This window comes from Candidatus Sulfurimonas baltica (assembly GCF_015265455.1).
Lineage (GTDB): Bacteria > Campylobacterota > Campylobacteria > Campylobacterales > Sulfurimonadaceae > Sulfurimonas > Sulfurimonas baltica.
In genome coordinates this window covers 1,079,219-1,095,361 of record NZ_CP054492.1, presented here as the reverse complement: position 1 = coordinate 1,095,361, position 16,143 = coordinate 1,079,219, and the positions used below count along the sequence as shown (strand labels likewise).

Here is a 16,143-nt window from a genome sequence, read left to right as displayed (position 1 = left end):
AAAATAGTTTCATCTATTCTCCAAATTTTTTAATACTCATATAACGCTTGTCGTGAGCAATAGTTTACCCGCTAGGGTAAACTATTGGTCTCCTCGTACTTGTAATCTGTTCTGTCGTGCAAACTCTTATTCATTACAATATGAAAGTCTTTTGAAATGCTATCATCTATTTCGGAGGCGAATTTTATTGTATTTATAATAGCCTCTTCAATGAATTTACCTGTCTTTAATTCTGAACTTAAGTAATTATTAAACAATTCAGAGTTCTCATTTGTACTTAGTGAAAATGCAATTTTGTCCACAAGTACATCAGCTATCACAATTTCACCTTTATAATTTTTTTGCCAAATAAAAAAATCTCCTTTTTCATTTTTACCAGCAATCATAATGGTTAGCATTTTATTGCTAGGTTGAAAATTCAAGTCAGTAAATTTAATTAATCCTGTTGGTGGAAGGTAAGTACAATACATTAATTTATTTAGAATTTTATGCCCTTCCTCTGCGATACCGGTCATACCAAAATAAACATCTTCTTTAAGTTTAAAAAGCTTTTGATAGTTATCATTAATAATTCCATCTTTTTTAGCACGTTTATCTGCTGCTATACAAAACTCATTATTATGTTTTACTACACAAACTACGATGCTCATTATTTTATGCCTTTATGATAGATAACGTTTAGAGAGAGCAATATGAACCTACTCTTGGGTTCATGTTGGCTCCTGCGTTTTGTTAGTCTTGTTCTTTAATTGTTCATCTGCAGTAGGAATACATAAAAATTTATCTTCTAAGAATTTAAATGTATTGTTTACAATAATTTGTGTATTTGGAATGTGATATAATGATTCCTCTTTAGACCAATATTGTTTATTAATATTGACACAGTCATTTACACCTTCTGTAAAGCCTTCAACAAGATTTTCTTTTGCAATAATTTTTTGTATAAAATTAATTGCGTCTTCTGATGTACTAAATAATTTAAAATGTTTTGTAATGTATACTTCACCTACTATAATAACTTGATAGCCACCAACTACTTCTCTATATCCTACCCTTGTGTAATATGACATTTTAATAATCTTCTTTAGGAAATGTTTTAAGTTCAACTACTGATATGATTTCTTTTACAGAATATTCTAATTTTAATGTTTCAATAGCCATTGTTTTTGAATTTGCAGTAATGATACTATCTACATTATTATCATCTTTATTGATGTAAAAAACTTTAAAATTCCTATTTCCCATATTGATTCCTTATCTTAAACTAACAAACTGTCTTGCGAAATAAGTTTACCCGCTAGGGTAACTTATTTCTATCCAAGTACTTGTTATAACTTTTTTGAAAATAAACCTTGTTGAATTAGTGTCTTAAATATTCAGGCCATTATAAATGACCAATAAAAACTTTACTTGCTAGGTTTACACTCCATTTACCAGATATTTCGTATATTTCATTTTTAACTTTTATATTTTTCTTCAAAATTTCTCCTTGTATTTGTTATACTTATTATTTTGAAATCACTGAAACTGGTAAATTCACATTGTTTTTACTCGCGTGACTCGTAAGTTTTAAATTAAATTTTTTAAAATCTTCTTCTGATTTTACTTGAAAATATTCTGATTTCATTAAATAATAATCATTTTCTGAAACATATGGTCTTAATATTTCCATACTGCGATGAGAATATGAACGTATGTCATTAATATAATTTTTTTGTATTCCAAAATAAAATGTCATACTTAACAAGATTGCACTCGCAATTAATCCCTGAAAAGTCGGCATATGATTAAACATAGTTTGTAAGTGTTGCATGCCCTTTATTTCACTTTTTGAATATTTTAATGTAAAAAATAAGATGGCTAATCCTAAAAGATAAATAATTAACTCAACTTTCGCACATAGATTTCACTAAATCCACGAACTTAATTTGAGTATTAAAGCCCATAAATAGCCACTTTTTAGTATAATTTTGTCACCACAACATCAAAAATACAAGGCTATTTTATGGAACTTGACAATTATATACAAACTGCAGTGAGAAGCATATTAAAGAATCCAATACTTGAAGTGCTAACAGAGATAAAAATCACAAAAATACTTAAGCAGAGCAACTTCATTAAACGAAATGTTGGCTATCCACCATTTCAAATAATATTACACTTCGTTTATATGTTAGTGATGCAAAAACGCCAGTCAACATTTATAAAAAAGAGCGATAGTGCATTTGGGAAAGATGCCTATTACAGATTTATCAAAGATAGTCGTTACAACTGGCGAAAGTTTTTAATGCTAAGTACTACTGCACTTTTGCAAAGAATAAAACCACTACATAAAAATGGTGAACATCGCTTACTCATTATTGACGATACAGTAGAGTCTAAGAGAGGTAAATACATTGAGGGAAGCTGTAAATATATTTGGAGCAATAAAGAACATAGGAGTATCAATGCGCTCAATATCGTATCTCTAAATTATGCAGATTCACATTCAACTTTTCAATTAGATTTTTCTATAAAAATGAATGGTAGCAATAGAAAAGATATTTCAGAGTTCACAAATAAGCTACATCACAGAAGTAATGCATATCAGAGAAAGAGTGAAATTACTAAAGGCAAAAATATACTAGCTATTGAGATGCTGCAAAGAGCTTTGGATAACGGTGTTGATGCAGATTACTTGCTCGTAGATAGCTGGTATGCTAAACCGAATTTCATACATCAAGCTAATGAACTTGGTATGCCAGTAATAGCAAGACTTCCAAACAATAAACTTATTTGGAACTTTAAAGGCAAACATAAAACTATGAATGCAATCTATGACAGTATGAAAAACTATCGTCACAAAAGTAGTGGTAAACATGGCAAAATATCGTACAAATATTTCGATGCCATTGTAGAACATGCAGTTTTAGGTAAAGTCAAGCTCGTATTTTTACACACAAGTAAAGAGTTGTTAGTTTTTATCTCAAGTGATATTACTATTGCAGGCAAAGAGATTCTAGCAACTTATAAAAAGAGATGGAATATTGAACAAGGCTATAAAGATCTCAGAAACCTCTTCGGTTTTGGAAAAGAAGAAAATCGTATCTATGAATCACTAATTGCAAAAATAACACTATCTATGTTTGCATATAACATTGTAAGTTATATTAACCGTATAAAGCATGAACCACAAACTCTTGGAGAACTCTTTAGAGATTTAGAATGTGAGCTTGAAACACTGGCAATATCAATGCAACTCTTTATTAAAATACTGACAAAAATCTCTGAAATCCAAAATGTTGTCAAGGATAATAAAAATTTACTCAATATTATCGCTGTGCTCAGTGCTTATACTCAAAAAGAGTTAGGTTTTATGTGCGAAAGTTGAGTAATTAATATTGAAGATGAATCATTATATTTAATTAGAGATGTGCTGGCATCCTCGTATATGGAGTCTAAATAGCCTGTATAGAAAAATGATATTTTATTTACAACAAAATATTGTAACTTGTCAAATCCAGGCGATAAGATTCGCTCCCAAAACCCACTACCTATTGCTCCAAGAATTATTGTTGCTAACATCCCTGCAATTATTTTAAGATAACTATTCATTATTCTCCTTTATTGTTTAGTAGATAACTATTTATTCATTCCCATTATAGTGAACTAAGACTTAATATTAATGATTAATAGAACACATAAAATGTTCCATTTAAAGTGATAACTAATCAATTTAATTACAGATTATTATGTTGTTGATTTATTATTCTTAAATATAAAGTGTCCCTTAAGCGACAGAAATCTCTTCTACATGTACAACTAATCTCTAACCTTATAAATCTTCTTTCTCTCTTTAGAAGATGGAACATTTAGAAGTTTTCTGTACTTTGTTATGGTGCGTCTTACCATCTGCATGTTGTATCTCTGCATCACCATATCAACCAAGTCTTGGTCAGTTAGTGGCTCTTCATGGTTCTCATTTTCTATAAGATTTTGTATATAGTTTTTAATCTCTGCAGATGACAAGTTTTTGCTAACTGCATTTGTAAAAAATGACTTTAGTGAAAACATTCCTCTCTCACACTTTATGTACTTGTTTGAAACTGCTCTGCTTATGGTCGATTCTTCAAAACCTATCTCATCTGCAACTTGAGCCATAGTCATAGGTTTAAGCTCACTTCCTACAAAAAAGCCCATCTGTTTTTCTACTATGATTAGCACGAGCTTGTAAAGAGTTGATTTTCTAAGCTCTAGTAAGTTAACCAAGTCTCTAGCCTCTTTTAGTTTATCTTTTAACTCACTATTTTTAGTTTTAAAAGGGTCTTTAATGACTATATCTGGATAATAACTCTGATTTATTTTAACAGATATGTCATCTCCTACATCAACAAAAAAATCTGGGACTATATATGTTGAGTCTTCTTGAAAGTCAATCGCAGGAGGATATTTAAACCTTTTTACAATCTCTGTCGCTTCCATAAACCTATGATGTTTATGATACTTATCTATCTGTTTTAAATTTTGGATTATTTTTTGAACAAAAAGATTTAACTCATCATCTATAAAAAGCTGTGATAGTTGAAACTCAAATGATTCAATCATATCTAAAGAGCCTATCCCACTTGGTTCAAGATAAGAAAACCTTTGTCTGACACTCTCTACAAACTGATTTGTTGTGTTACATGTAATAGCTATTTGTTCTATATCACCTTCGAAATACCCATCACTATTTATATTTTGAAGTATTTCATGAGCCACTTTTTGTGAAGAAGGAGTTGGAAACAGTGGAGCATCTAGTTGATTTAAAACAGTATCGTATAAAGACTCTTTATATAAACTCATATTCTCAATAAAACTACTTTTATTATCAGATGTTGATAAACTTGAGTAATTTGATTCAAAAGATGATTTATATTCCAAAAATGGATTATCAAAGCTATGCTCTTTAAAGATTGCTTCTAAATCTTGAACCTGTGCTTGCAACAATGGCAACCAAAGTTTTAGTGACAGTTGTAATGATTGTTTTTGTGTTGTAAATAAATTAAATGTACTTGACATAAGAATATTATACTCAAACCATAAGAGGCTTGAGCAGCTCAATTGTGCATATATTATGCAGTTTCATTAGTATTTTAGTCTAACTAAACCATTTGGTTTTTCGATTTTCATTTGACATGCAAGTCTGGAGTTTGGTGTACATGTACCAGAACAAATCTCTTTTAGCACTTTTACTTCTTTTTCTGTTTTATCAGATAAAAATTCCATTCCAGATACAACTTCAACTACACATGTACCACACTCACCATCACGACACCCAAAAGGAAGTGCAGAACCACTTGCCTCAACGATTTCTTGGATAGTACTACCCTCTTTTACATTGATTGCTAAAAAATCATTTACTATTTCTACTCTTGTTGTCATTTTTTTTCCTTAATTGTATGGTTTAATAATTACGTCGCCCTTAACTAATGTTTGACATGCTAGTCTAACCTTAGGACTTATTGTAAACTGCTGACAATACTCAGCATCTTTTGCTTTTAGTACACCCATTTCGATTAACTTATTAAGCTCTAAATCATCTATATAGTTTGTAGGCTCCTCATCCTCAATATTTTCATATTTGATTAAACAATTTCCACACTCACCATCTTGACACTCAAAGTTAATTGGTATACCGTTGTCCTTAGCCAATCTAATAATCGGCTCACCTTTGGGTGCGTGATAAAGACCATCTTTATCTTTGCTAAAACCCATAAAAATCACTTTTGCCATCTATTTCTCCTTTTTTTTTAAGATTGCTACTTATTTAATTTAGCCATTTTTTTTCTATGAGCATCCATAGCTTCTTGTTCTAGTATGTCTTCGCTAACATAACCATCTTCTATTAGTTTTAGCTCATGCTCTCTGCAACCAATAATATCAACTTCCATCTCAGTACCAAAAAAGTGTACTTCGTAAACTCTTATCACTTGTAAAAACTCACCAATGTCTTTTATGTAACCAACACTGCCCTTTGGCATCATCAGCGTACCAATCTTTGCATGTGGATAAGTCCCATCATTTACAATATCTTCTAAAAGTTCTACTTTTTGTCCGAGAAAATACTTCGCTTCTTCTTCATCTTTGCCAGAACGACTAGCTGTTACACTGTCGTGCAGCTTGACATTAGGATCAACAACCACAACTGTTTCCTGGCTGCGGTATGCAAGCCATACATCCACTTAGTTTTCCATCTTTAAACATACCCCAAATATCAGCTGCACTCGGAGCATAGCCGTTTGTAAATCTTCCATAAACTTTAAGAAGCGAGTACTTTAAAAAATCAAGCAGTTGTTCTTCTTGCTCGGCAAGATTTGAAAACCCTGTTTTAATTAAAGTGCCATACTCTTTTAGTATATGAAACCTCTTTACATCTATAAGGTTTGAGTCATAATCTAAATCAAAAAATTCAAAATAATCTTCCGCATCAGTAAGTTCATAAAACTCATCCAATGACTTTGTATTGCTATTCATAAATCATTCCTTTAACTACATGGTGTGTCAATCTGAGTCGTTAAACCGCATGGCACATTCTGTATTTTTTTATTTACCTGAGTTGTTAGTGCATCGGCATCCTTTTCACCTGTTCTTATTCTCTCAACACCGCCCACATCAAGCCACCACATTTTTCCTGCACCTCTGCCTAAATCGTGGCAATTGCTTCTAATGCACTCCATCGCTATCTCTCTATGTTTAACATCAGAAACCACTATTTCAAGCTTGACTTTAGAGACCAAGTCTGTTGGCTGATTATCAGCCTCTTTAAGTCCAAAAGAGCCCTTGCCAATAACATCACTCACTGTAATTCCTTCGATGTTGTTGGCAAATAAATCTTCCAATACATTTTTTAAATCATGTTGATTAATAACCGTCATTACCATATACATCTTAATCCCCTAGTTCTGATTTTAATATACCAATCCATTTCTCTATCCTTCTTGTTGTTTTTTCAGATTCATTGTGTTCATCAATCGCTAAACCACATAATTTATCATCCATCTCAGCAAATGAATACTCATAACTGTAGTCATCCTTTGGGACAAAGCCTATAGGTTTGGCACCAGCACCAGTAAACGTTTTATGCAGTTTTCCCAATGCAGAACAAAAATGTTCCCCGTGTTTTTTACAGTCTCCTGCACCAAAAAATGCAACCGTTTTCCCACTAAAGTCTATGTCATCATCTTGTATCTCTAAAACAGGGTCAACCCAACTAAAATGCAAGTCACCTTGTCCCCAAGTAGAACTTCCTAAAAAAAGAACGTCATATGCAAGGAGCTGCTCTTCTACGTCATCGAAGTCTTCTTCCATATTGATTACATCTTCCTCATCAATATTAAATGCCTCAGCTAATGCATTTGCAACCTTCATACTTGTTCCACCTGCTGTACCTACAAAAATTCCAATTTTACTCATATAAATCCTCCTTACTTTTTATAATCTTCATAAATTTCCATAACACTCTTGAGCATCTTTTCGCCCTCTTCTTCTAGCTTTTCATATGTTCGAAATGAGTATCTGTGTGCATCTTTAAAAAATTTGTTTACAATTACAATTTTGTCGGCAATTACAACTGCTCTTCCAAATCCCTCATGGCTCATCTCCATTACAACAGAACACATAACTCCCGTCTTTGTTTCAAAAGCGAGTGCAACAGACTGATAAATAAGTCTAATATCTTGAATCTGCATCTCGTCAATATCTGCAATAACTGGGATATTTTTCAAATCCTCTTTAGTTTTTACATACTTCTCTTTTAAAATATCCTCATCAGTTCTATTAGTCCATGTACCAAATTGGTCAAGTGCTCTTACTTGACCTATAAGTGTATTTATAAATAACTCTTTCATTATTTACTCTTTTTTTCTATGATTTTTTTAATAAACGGAGGCGGGTTTTCATTCAACATATTTACAAGTTTGTTTAGCTCTTCATCAATAGAGATAATCTCTTTGTACTTAATAGGAAAAATCCCTTTTCTGATAACTTTAGCAGCCGCAGTTGGACCAATATTTAAAAAATAAACAATGTCACACCCCTCTAAAGATGCTACTGTTTGGTCTGTATCTTTAGTTGTTATTTTGATAATAGTAGAGATTTCAAAATCATCACTGTTAACATCATAAATATTAAACTGTTTCGTACTGCCAAAATGTGCATCTACATGTTCATTGTCATTTGTTGCAAATGCCACTCTTATGCTTCCAAGGCTGTTATCTGCTGAAGTTACTTTTATAGTTGAATTCATTTTACTCTCCGTATCTTTTATAAATATACATTCATAAAGTGTTCCCTAGAGAGAATTTATAGTGTTTGCTACCTCAAATAACATATAACAACTCCCCTCATAAAGAGTGTCATTTACAAGTTGATTACCTACTGTCTCGTAGTTTGGGTATCCTCTAAGTACTAAGGCTTTTTTATACTTGTGTGCAATTCTTTCACCGTGAAAATTACTTATTAGCAAATCTGCTTCTTGTAACTCTTTTTCAACATCTTCAAAATCACCAACGATAATATTCTCACAGTCTAGTTCATCCAAAGCTGTTGTTTTTGTCGGAATCACAATAGCTTTTATATTTGCACCGGCTTCTTTTATGGTAGTTGCTATAGACAAAGCCTGATCTGCTTCAAGTGCTAAAACTACATCTGTGCCGCCTAGCGCAAAATGTGTATCTAAAAGAGCATCTTGAAGTCTTTTTCTCCATCTAACAACACTTGGTTTTGGCTTTGATATATGTTTAAAATCCATCAAAGCCTTGTAAAATTTATCTACATGTAGAAGTCCACTCAAAGTGTTAAAATGAAGATGTGTAGATTTAGGATTTTTATCTCTAAACTTTTCACCAGCCTTACACACCGAGTCACCTACAGTTATCACCAAGGCACTGTCTCCAAGGTTTTTAATCTCTTCAACACTGATTCCGCCACTGCTAAGCGCTCCTTGTTTTACTCCTAAGTGACCATCAAGTGATTCACTTAAATCTGGCAGAGCAAAAGTCTCAAAGCCAAAACTAGAGATTTCTTCTTTAATCTTCTCTACTTCTATTGGTGTCAAGTTTACATTTGGGATTAAAAGAGCTTTTTGCATATCTATTTCATCTTTAGGCTCTACTAGTTGTTCTATAATTGCCTCTATTGATTTAGCAAAACCACTCTCTAAACCACCCTCAAAGTCAGGTGTATGCACATACGACATAAGTTGTGTATCTTTTAACAAAAATGTAGCACCTTTAATATCATCACCTTTTGTCTCTGTCATGCCGGTTGTAAAAAGACCTACTAAGTCTGGCTTTACTTTTTTTGTGATGTTTTTTACAGCTTCACTTATAGAGTAGTCTCCCCCGTCAATAACTGCAGTAATATCATTAACTGCTGTAGTTTGAACTGCAATTGGGTCGCTAAAGTGACGAGTGAAAAATACTTTACTAAATGAGGCACACCCTTGTGCTCCGTGCATAAGAGGCATACAGTTTTTTATACCTAAAAAACAGAGTAATGCTCCCATTGGTTGTGATAATTTTATTGGATTGGTTTGTAGTGGTTTGTTCATGATAAATTCCTATTAGAATCTATATTTACATTTTTTGTTCCGTGCAAGTTACATTAAGCATTCGCCGATTCAAGTTTTAAGCGGGCAAAGAGAGCCATTTATAGATTTATTTTCTCTTGTCCGATTCTGTATAGAGCAAAGTCATACTTTAAAGGGTCGTTTTTATCAAAGGATTTTAATGTTTGAGTCAGCTCTATGGCGGCTTGAAGGTCATAACTTTTTCTTTGTAAAAGTCCAAGCTTTATAGATACGTTAAATGTGTGCGTATCCAATGGCATTATTAAATCAGATTTGTTGATTTCGCTCCACAAACCCATATCAATATTGTCATCCCTTACCATCCATCGCAAAAACATCATCCACCTCTTCAGTGCTCCTGCACCCTTTGTTTTGGTGGTGATTTTTCCTATTAAAAAGTTATACCCTTGTGAATCGTGCGGATACTCTACATGTAGAGTTTTTATAAGCTCGTTTATTCCATCAATAACGTTATTCTGCTTAGTGTATCCACTCTTAAATATAGCCTCTAAATTACTTTTTTCATTTAATCTTTTAAGGGCAATAAACAGGGCAATAACATCTTCGCTTTTTTGAAATCTATAGTAATGGTTTTTTAAAGACTCTTTTATCTCATCATCACTTTTTTGCAAAACACAAAAGTCGAGTGAGTCTAAAAATTTTACAATCTGCTTTACATTTCCATACGCAAAAAGGGCACACACCAAAGAGATAGTCGGGTCTTTGTGACGGTGTGCAACCAAAATCGGGTCTAGCTTGTCGTAAGATATTTCACTTGTGCTGTTTCTTTTAAGAACTTCTAAATCAAGTCTTTTTTTAATGTAATAAATAGAGTTTTTTCCTCTCGCTGGAACCTGCGATATTTAACTGTTTTCTATATTTGGCAATAGTCCTTCTGACCATGACTACTTTGAAGTTTTCTTGAATCATTTCTAGCAGTTTCATGTCACTAAGTGGTTTATTATGGTTTTCCCGCTTGACTATAGTAACTAAAAACTCTTTTATTGCCGCATTTGAAACATCCTCATCAATAGCAGTTGTAAAGAACTCTTTCATGGCAAAAACACCTCTGTTACATGCTATATATTTATTTGCGATTGCTCTTGAGATTGTAGATGGGTTATGTCCAAACTCATCTGCCAAAGTCTTCAGAGTAAGAGGCATTATCGCACCGCCTGTAAAAAACTCATACTGATACTCAACTATCATAAGCCCCACTTTATACAAGGTGGCTTTTCTCATGTCGAGTGCGTCAACAAGGCTCTTTGCCTCTTTAATTTTTTGCGAAATAAATTCATGCTCAACCGCATAACTTGTGTCTATAAGAATAGTCGGATAATAGGCATCATTTAGCTTGACCTCTATGGCTTCATCATCATTAAAAAATATCATCAAATCTGGAATAATCTGAGCTGAATCCTCTTGGTACTCTATTGCCGGAGGATTTTTAAATGTTCCAAGAACACGCATAACTTCACTGAAATGTTCTTTTCTTGAATAGCTGTGAATATCCTCCATGTTATTAATAACTTCCACACACAGAGGATAGGCCTCTTCACTTATGTCTGAGCTCTCCAACTGAAATATAAATGACTCTGCCAAATCTTTTGCAGCTATACCAATTGGCTCTACATGTGAGAACCTCAAACGAACTTTTTCAAACTCCGAGATATCAATATTTTTGATTTTACAAAACGCTTCACTGTCACCTTCATAGTAACCATTTTCATCCAGATTAGCCACTACAAATGAGGCAATAGATTGCGATATAGGCGTTGGAAACAGCGGTGCTTCCAACTGCTCGTCAAGTACATCATAAAGAGATTTTTTTTGAACCGTCAATGCTTCTATCTGCTCTGTTCTAGAGTTGTTTACCTGACCTGAAACTATTTTTTTGGGAATCTTTTTTTCAAAGTTTTCTTCGTATCCAGACTTTACTTCCACGACAGGATTGGCATCAATAAAAGGGGACATCGCTTCACCAAGATCACTCAAGCTAGAGTGCAAAATCGGCAGCCAATTACGAAGTGTGTTAGAGAGCTTGTGCTTGTTCTCTACACTTTGATTTTGTCTTAATGCTGCCATAAACTACAATCCATGAAATCTAAGCTCTAAAGCTTAAAGTCCTCACCAAGATAGTGCTTACGTACATCGCTGTTTTTCCCTATCTCTTCGCTTGTTCCGCTGGCGAGTAACTCACCGGACTTGATTACATATGCTCTGTCACATACGTCCAATGTTTCACGAACATTATGGTCTGTAATAAGAACTCCTATCCCGTAAGATACAAGCTGTTTTATAACAGTTTGTATATCCAAAACAGCAATAGGATCAACTCCGGCAAAAGGCTCATCAAGAAGTAAAAATTTAGGCGCATTTACAAGTGCTCTTGCTATCTCAACACGACGGCGCTCGCCACCGCTTAAACTAATACCTTTGCGAAAACGGATCGGTTCAATATTAAACATATCCAAAAGTTCCAATATTCTAACCTCTTGGTCTTTTTTATTTTTTATACCAACTTGAGCGGCAATCATCAAGTTCTCTTCAACGGTTAAATCTTTAAAGATAGAAGCCTCTTGTGGGAGATATCCGATCCCCTTCAAGGCTCTTAAATGCAGTGGCATTCCAGACAAATTTTCTTCATCATAATAGACCTCTCCGTCACTTGCCTCGACAAGTCCGCAAATCATATAAAACGTAGTTGTTTTACCGGCTCCGTTTGGTCCAAGCAGTCCAACAACTTCGCCGCTGGAGACCTCAAGACTCATCCCTTTTACTATCTCTAAATCTTTTATTTTTTTCTTTAAATTAACTGCCCTAAGCGTGTGCATAGTCTACCTTATATTGTCTAGTTTCGTTTGATGTTTTTTCTATATCTATTATTAGTGTGCTGATCCCTGCAGAGCTTAAAATCCTAATCAGTTCATCATCACCCCACTCTACAAAATGAAGAGCATCTTTATCGAGCTCCTCCAACATTCCGAGTGACACAAAGTGGTCCAAGCCGTGGTTGTACATGTCGTAGTGAAAAACCCTCTCCCCGTAGCACTGCTGCAAAGAGAATGTTGGAGAAGTTACATTATCTGAGACTCCTAAAAATTTAACAAACTCTTTTACGAAAGTTGTTTTTCCAGCCGCGAGGTCACCTCTTAAAATAACAACACCGGAGCTGAATTTCCCCCCAATATCTTCTACTAAAGTATGAAGTTCTTCTAATTTAAGCTTATAAATCATCATAGTTTATTTGATATTTCAATAATATTTTTCAGCTTTTCTTTGGCTTTTCCGCTTTTTATAGCATTTAGTGCAATTTCTAAACCATCTTGAATATCTCTTGCCAACCCATCAACCATTAAGGCAGATGCAGCATTAATAAGTACTATATCTCTTTGAGCATCCGTAGCCTTATTATCAAAAATATTATGTAAAATAGAGGCATTCTCTTTTGCATCTCCACCCATAATTGCTTTAAGTGGAACTCTTTTTATCCCAAACTCCTGAGGGTCTATCTCAAACTCATGAACCAAACCGTCACGAAGTATAGAAGCATAGGTTATATCGCTTATACTGATTTCATCCATCCCCTCGCGTGAGCTTACTACCATAGTAGATGTAGCACCGTTTATTTTAAGCGCTTCTGCCATCTTTGAAACGAAACTCTTATCAAACACACCCAAAAGAGATTTTTTCACTCCTGCCGGGTTTGTAAGGGGTCCTAAAATATTAAATATTGTCTTGTCTGGTATGGTTTTTCTAATTGGATTTATAAAACTCATGGCAGGATGGTGGTTTTGCGCAAACATAAAAGTAAAACCTGACTCTTCCAGAAGTCTGGCACTGTTTTGAATACTTAGATTAAGCCTGACTCCCAGCTCTTCAAACATATCTGCACTGCCTGATTTTGAAGTAATAGAGCGGCTTCCGTGCTTTGCAACAATGCTTCCGCAAGATGCAACCAAGAGTGCAACAGTTGAAGAGATATTAAAACTTCCAATTTTGTCTCCGCCTGTTCCAACTACATCAAGAGCTTTTATACTTAGTTCATTGCTAATAGGCAGAGGCAAAGAGAAAGAGCGCATAACTTCTGCTGCTGCAGCGATTGACTCAACAGAAGTATATTTGTCCAACTTCATACTTAACAAGAACTCTCTCATATCTGAATCACTCATCTCATGATTAAAAAGTGAAGTAAATTCTTTTTTTGTTTCATCATAAGTCATGACAACTCCTTGATGTACTCTGCCTGCAAAGATTTTGGAGTAGATTTAGTAGTAGGAATTTTTATAACTTCATATTTTTTTGTTTCATTAAGATAGTTAATAGTTAAAATATTCCCAACATCAATATTTTTACTAGCCTTAACAACTATATTGTTTATTAAAACAACACCGTTGCTGATCATGTCTTGCGCAACAGATCTTCTTTTTGTAATATTTACTGAATTTAAAAATTTGTCTATTCTCATGTTTAATACTCTTAAATAATATTTTTAGCATATTGTAGAGTATTAAAACTGAAAAGGATGTAAGAGTTGGAACATTTTTTGCATTATGAAGCGGCTGCCTCTAAAAATATGTATTTTTTTCTTAAATTATATCTTTTGTCGGAGCACCCAAATAGTACCCTTGGGCAAAATCTACGTCAAGTGCAACAAGCTTATCATACACACTTTTAGAGTGAACGAACTCCGCTATAGTTTTTATGCCCATTTTTCTTGCAAACTCTACAATGGTCTCCACAACCATTTGCGAGTTAATATCTCTGTCTATAGTCTTTATCATAGAACCGTCAATTTTTATGTAATCGACTTTTAATTTCATTAGATATTCAAAATTAGAGTATCCAGTACCAAAATCATCTATAGATATATGGCACCCGTAATGTTTAACTATCTCAATAAATTTTATTACTTCGTCAAAGTTCTCTATACCCTCTGATTCTAGTAATTCAAAAGATACATATTTTCCAATTCCCGTTTCTTCTAGCTTTTCAATAATTAACTTTACAACCTCAATATGTGAGATATCTTCTACTGAAATATTTATAGAAAAAGGGTATGGTTTTGCTTCAAATTTAGCAAAGGTTTTTCTAACCATGATTTTTGTCAACTCATGATAAATTCTATTTTTCTTCGACAATGCAAGAAAATATATAGGTGGAATGTAGTCACCGTTATCATCCTCTAGCCTCATAAGTGTTTCGTATTTAACAATCTGTCCCGTTTTACAGTCAACGATTGGTTGAAAGAACGGTACCAACATATCATTCTCAACAGCAAGTTTAAGTTTTTTTGTCCATTTTAAATTACTTTCATACTCTTGTGTCTTCTTCATATTTGCTTCATACATTAAGTACTTTTTCTTCTCTTTTTTTGCAACTCGCAAGGCAATATCAGCCTGCGTAAGCAGATATGAATCCCCATGTGCTATACCAATTGTCACATTTATATAAACACCGTTATCCTTCTCTATAGAAAAATACTCTTTTGTTATGCTGTCCACAATATGCAGTGCGATACCTTCAAGCTCTTCTAAGTCAAATTTTTTAACACTATAGATTACATATTCATCTGCATGTAGCTTATAAAATTGGCTATTAACATCTATTATACTTTTTATTGAAGTAGCAAGCTTTTTTAAAACTGTATCACCGATGTCATAACCATATAGATTGTTAATCTCTTGGAATCCGTCGATGTTCACAATCATAAGGAGTGCCTCTTCTCTGCGCTCTAAGACATCCAATAATCTTCTTCTGTTTGGCAAACCTGTAAGTGGGTCGTTATAAAATTGATTTTCCAAACTATCTAGCATATTGTTAAAAACATTTTGCATAGAATTTATCTCTGTTATATTGTTTTCGAGTGTTAATCGTTTGCTGATATCACTATCGTTAGATATAGAGTCTACAGTCAATATGAAATTTTTAATAGGCTTGATTAGATATTGATTGAATTTAAAGTAGAGCAGAATAAATATAAAAAATGTTAAAAATACTACAAATATAACAAAGAAATTTGTCATTTTTGACAAAGATACTTTTACATCAACAATCGGATATGAGATTTCAATAACACCTAAGACATCATTGCTTTGTGCATTTGTGTGACATTTCAAACACTCTTGAGTTGCGACAACCGGGTAGTGAAATTGAATAATGTCGTCACTTGTAATTTCTAAAACCTCTTCGCCATTAAAAGCTTTTTGAAGACTTTTTAAATTTGTATTTTCTTTTTCATTCTTTCCAAAAATATCTGAAACTTTTTTGCTTCTGAATACATTTATATTCATATTTTCATCAATCTCATTTAGCCTAGATATTGTATTGTCAATATCTTCTTTCGTCCACCCTTTTGCCATACCAGAGTAAAGACTTTCAAAAATTAACATGCTTGTTTTTTTTGCGTCATCTTTGGAAAGGCTTAAGATAGCTTGTTTTTTCATATATGTGCTATAAAAAAATACTGATATAAGAGTAACAGTCAATGACGCAAGTATAACACTGCCGATAACTTTTGTATAGCTTGTTCTTTTTTTCAAATTAAAACCTAA

The 16,143-nt window shown here is 33.4% G+C and carries 23 protein-coding genes; 1 reads left to right on the top strand and 22 read right to left on the bottom strand.

Features of this window, described 5'->3' with window-relative positions; translation table 11 throughout:
* Positions 1-71: 71 nt before the first annotated feature.
* The 4 genes from HUE88_RS05555 to HUE88_RS05540 form a co-directional block, all read right to left on the bottom strand.
* Positions 72-650, bottom strand: a complete 579-nt coding sequence (locus HUE88_RS05555; RefSeq protein ID WP_194371928.1) for an Ntn hydrolase family protein — start codon at positions 648-650, stop codon at positions 72-74.
* A gap of 60 nt (positions 651-710) precedes the next feature.
* On the bottom strand, positions 711-1,070 hold the full coding sequence (locus HUE88_RS05550) for a hypothetical protein (RefSeq protein ID WP_194371926.1): 360 nt from the start codon (positions 1,068-1,070) through the stop codon (positions 711-713).
* 1 nt (position 1,071) lies between these two features.
* Entirely contained in the window at positions 1,072-1,245 is a 174-nt protein-coding gene (locus tag HUE88_RS05545; RefSeq protein WP_194371924.1) for a hypothetical protein, read from the bottom strand.
* Positions 1,246-1,507: 262 nt separating this feature from the next.
* Complete coding sequence (locus tag HUE88_RS05540; RefSeq protein WP_194371922.1) at positions 1,508-1,813, bottom strand: hypothetical protein; 306 nt, start codon at positions 1,811-1,813, stop codon at positions 1,508-1,510.
* A 192-nt stretch (positions 1,814-2,005) separates the two neighbouring features.
* On the opposite strand from HUE88_RS05540, the gene HUE88_RS05535 reads away from it, so the two are divergent.
* Entirely contained in the window at positions 2,006-3,370 is a 1,365-nt protein-coding gene (locus tag HUE88_RS05535) for an IS4 family transposase (RefSeq protein WP_194368113.1), read from the top strand.
* Here HUE88_RS05535 and HUE88_RS05530 read toward each other — a convergent pair.
* From HUE88_RS05530 to HUE88_RS05445, 18 genes are all read right to left on the bottom strand, one after another.
* The gene (locus tag HUE88_RS05530) at positions 3,337-3,594 is read right to left on the bottom strand and encodes a hypothetical protein (RefSeq protein WP_194371920.1); all 258 of its coding nucleotides are present in this window, start codon (positions 3,592-3,594) and stop codon (positions 3,337-3,339) included. The two genes, HUE88_RS05535 and HUE88_RS05530, sit on opposite strands and share 34 nt — an antisense overlap.
* A gap of 207 nt (positions 3,595-3,801) precedes the next feature.
* A complete protein-coding gene (locus HUE88_RS05525; RefSeq protein WP_194371918.1) occupies positions 3,802-5,040 on the bottom strand; it encodes an RNA polymerase factor sigma-54 in 1,239 nt (412 codons plus the stop codon).
* Between the two features lie 66 nt (positions 5,041-5,106).
* Positions 5,107-5,403 carry a 2Fe-2S iron-sulfur cluster-binding protein gene (locus tag HUE88_RS05520; RefSeq protein WP_194365652.1) on the bottom strand — a complete coding sequence of 99 codons (297 nt, stop codon included), beginning with the start codon at positions 5,401-5,403 and terminating at the stop codon, positions 5,107-5,109.
* Between the two features lie 9 nt (positions 5,404-5,412).
* Positions 5,413-5,754: a 2Fe-2S iron-sulfur cluster-binding protein gene (locus HUE88_RS05515; RefSeq protein ID WP_194371916.1), complete on the bottom strand. Its 342-nt coding sequence runs from the start codon at positions 5,752-5,754 to the stop codon at positions 5,413-5,415.
* 26 nt (positions 5,755-5,780) lie between these two features.
* The gene (locus HUE88_RS05510) at positions 5,781-6,203 is read right to left on the bottom strand and encodes a nitrogen fixation protein NifZ (protein ID WP_229860164.1); all 423 of its coding nucleotides are present in this window, start codon (positions 6,201-6,203) and stop codon (positions 5,781-5,783) included.
* Positions 6,154-6,495 (bottom strand): nitrogenase-stabilizing/protective protein NifW, encoded by a 342-nt coding sequence (locus HUE88_RS05505; RefSeq protein WP_194371914.1) that lies wholly within the window; start codon positions 6,493-6,495, stop codon positions 6,154-6,156. The genes HUE88_RS05510 and HUE88_RS05505 overlap by 50 nt, the downstream gene beginning before the upstream one ends.
* Before the next feature lie 11 nt (positions 6,496-6,506).
* On the bottom strand, positions 6,507-6,908 hold the full coding sequence (locus HUE88_RS05500) for a P-II family nitrogen regulator (RefSeq protein ID WP_194371912.1): 402 nt from the start codon (positions 6,906-6,908) through the stop codon (positions 6,507-6,509).
* Between the two features lies 1 nt (position 6,909).
* Positions 6,910-7,434, bottom strand: a complete 525-nt coding sequence (locus HUE88_RS05495) for a flavodoxin domain-containing protein (RefSeq protein WP_194371910.1) — start codon at positions 7,432-7,434, stop codon at positions 6,910-6,912.
* Positions 7,435-7,445: 11 nt separating this feature from the next.
* Positions 7,446-7,868, bottom strand: coding sequence for a NifX-associated nitrogen fixation protein (locus HUE88_RS05490; RefSeq protein ID WP_194371908.1), 423 nt, complete (start codon positions 7,866-7,868; stop codon positions 7,446-7,448).
* Positions 7,868-8,266, bottom strand: coding sequence for a nitrogen fixation protein NifX (gene nifX, locus HUE88_RS05485; RefSeq protein WP_194371906.1), 399 nt, complete (start codon positions 8,264-8,266; stop codon positions 7,868-7,870). The genes HUE88_RS05490 and nifX overlap by 1 nt, the downstream gene beginning before the upstream one ends.
* A gap of 45 nt (positions 8,267-8,311) precedes the next feature.
* Complete coding sequence (gene nifN / locus HUE88_RS05480; protein ID WP_194371904.1) at positions 8,312-9,571, bottom strand: nitrogenase iron-molybdenum cofactor biosynthesis protein NifN; 1,260 nt, start codon at positions 9,569-9,571, stop codon at positions 8,312-8,314.
* Positions 9,572-9,669: 98 nt separating this feature from the next.
* The gene (locus HUE88_RS05475) at positions 9,670-10,452 is read right to left on the bottom strand and encodes a TIGR02757 family protein (protein ID WP_194372538.1); all 783 of its coding nucleotides are present in this window, start codon (positions 10,450-10,452) and stop codon (positions 9,670-9,672) included.
* Positions 10,406-11,674, bottom strand: a complete 1,269-nt coding sequence (locus tag HUE88_RS05470) for an RNA polymerase factor sigma-54 (protein WP_194371903.1) — start codon at positions 11,672-11,674, stop codon at positions 10,406-10,408. Before HUE88_RS05470 ends, HUE88_RS05475 begins: the two co-directional genes overlap by 47 nt.
* 26 nt (positions 11,675-11,700) lie before the next feature.
* Positions 11,701-12,423, bottom strand: a complete 723-nt coding sequence (lptB, locus tag HUE88_RS05465) for an LPS export ABC transporter ATP-binding protein (RefSeq protein WP_194371901.1) — start codon at positions 12,421-12,423, stop codon at positions 11,701-11,703.
* Positions 12,410-12,829 (bottom strand): tRNA (adenosine(37)-N6)-threonylcarbamoyltransferase complex ATPase subunit type 1 TsaE, encoded by a 420-nt coding sequence (gene tsaE, locus HUE88_RS05460; protein WP_194371899.1) that lies wholly within the window; start codon positions 12,827-12,829, stop codon positions 12,410-12,412. The genes lptB and tsaE overlap by 14 nt, the downstream gene beginning before the upstream one ends.
* Complete coding sequence (trpD, locus tag HUE88_RS05455; protein WP_194371891.1) at positions 12,826-13,812, bottom strand: anthranilate phosphoribosyltransferase; 987 nt, start codon at positions 13,810-13,812, stop codon at positions 12,826-12,828. Before trpD ends, tsaE begins: the two co-directional genes overlap by 4 nt.
* Complete coding sequence (locus HUE88_RS05450; RefSeq protein WP_194371889.1) at positions 13,809-14,057, bottom strand: RNA-binding S4 domain-containing protein; 249 nt, start codon at positions 14,055-14,057, stop codon at positions 13,809-13,811. The genes trpD and HUE88_RS05450 overlap by 4 nt, the downstream gene beginning before the upstream one ends.
* Before the next feature lie 121 nt (positions 14,058-14,178).
* Positions 14,179-16,131: an EAL domain-containing protein gene (locus tag HUE88_RS05445; RefSeq protein ID WP_194371887.1), complete on the bottom strand. Its 1,953-nt coding sequence runs from the start codon at positions 16,129-16,131 to the stop codon at positions 14,179-14,181.
* Between the last annotated feature and the right edge of the window lie 12 nt (positions 16,132-16,143).

Coding starts and splice junctions, on each gene's coding strand:
- nifX (WP_194371906.1), bottom strand. CDS start 8,266: ATGAATTCAACTATAAAAGTAACTTCAGCAGATAACAGCCTTGGAAGC.
- HUE88_RS05540 (WP_194371922.1), bottom strand. CDS start 1,813: ATGCAACACTTACAAACTATGTTTAATCATATGCCGACTTTTCAGGGA.
- HUE88_RS05500 (WP_194371912.1), bottom strand. CDS start 6,908: ATGTATATGGTAATGACGGTTATTAATCAACATGATTTAAAAAATGTA.
- HUE88_RS05470 (WP_194371903.1), bottom strand. CDS start 11,674: ATGGCAGCATTAAGACAAAATCAAAGTGTAGAGAACAAGCACAAGCTC.
- HUE88_RS05535 (WP_194368113.1), top strand. CDS start 2,006: ATGGAACTTGACAATTATATACAAACTGCAGTGAGAAGCATATTAAAG.
- HUE88_RS05490 (WP_194371908.1), bottom strand. CDS start 7,868: ATGAAAGAGTTATTTATAAATACACTTATAGGTCAAGTAAGAGCACTT.
- tsaE (WP_194371899.1), bottom strand. CDS start 12,829: ATGATGATTTATAAGCTTAAATTAGAAGAACTTCATACTTTAGTAGAA.
- HUE88_RS05545 (WP_194371924.1), bottom strand. CDS start 1,245: ATGGGAAATAGGAATTTTAAAGTTTTTTACATCAATAAAGATGATAAT.
- HUE88_RS05555 (WP_194371928.1), bottom strand. CDS start 650: ATGAGCATCGTAGTTTGTGTAGTAAAACATAATAATGAGTTTTGTATA.
- trpD (WP_194371891.1), bottom strand. CDS start 13,812: ATGACTTATGATGAAACAAAAAAAGAATTTACTTCACTTTTTAATCAT.
- HUE88_RS05515 (WP_194371916.1), bottom strand. CDS start 5,754: ATGGCAAAAGTGATTTTTATGGGTTTTAGCAAAGATAAAGATGGTCTT.
- HUE88_RS05495 (WP_194371910.1), bottom strand. CDS start 7,434: ATGAGTAAAATTGGAATTTTTGTAGGTACAGCAGGTGGAACAAGTATG.
- HUE88_RS05505 (WP_194371914.1), bottom strand. CDS start 6,495: ATGAATAGCAATACAAAGTCATTGGATGAGTTTTATGAACTTACTGAT.
- HUE88_RS05530 (WP_194371920.1), bottom strand. CDS start 3,594: ATGAATAGTTATCTTAAAATAATTGCAGGGATGTTAGCAACAATAATT.
- HUE88_RS05550 (WP_194371926.1), bottom strand. CDS start 1,070: ATGTCATATTACACAAGGGTAGGATATAGAGAAGTAGTTGGTGGCTAT.
- HUE88_RS05520 (WP_194365652.1), bottom strand. CDS start 5,403: ATGACAACAAGAGTAGAAATAGTAAATGATTTTTTAGCAATCAATGTA.
- nifN (WP_194371904.1), bottom strand. CDS start 9,571: ATGAACAAACCACTACAAACCAATCCAATAAAATTATCACAACCAATG.
- HUE88_RS05450 (WP_194371889.1), bottom strand. CDS start 14,057: ATGAGAATAGACAAATTTTTAAATTCAGTAAATATTACAAAAAGAAGA.
- lptB (WP_194371901.1), bottom strand. CDS start 12,423: ATGCACACGCTTAGGGCAGTTAATTTAAAGAAAAAAATAAAAGATTTA.
- HUE88_RS05525 (WP_194371918.1), bottom strand. CDS start 5,040: ATGTCAAGTACATTTAATTTATTTACAACACAAAAACAATCATTACAA.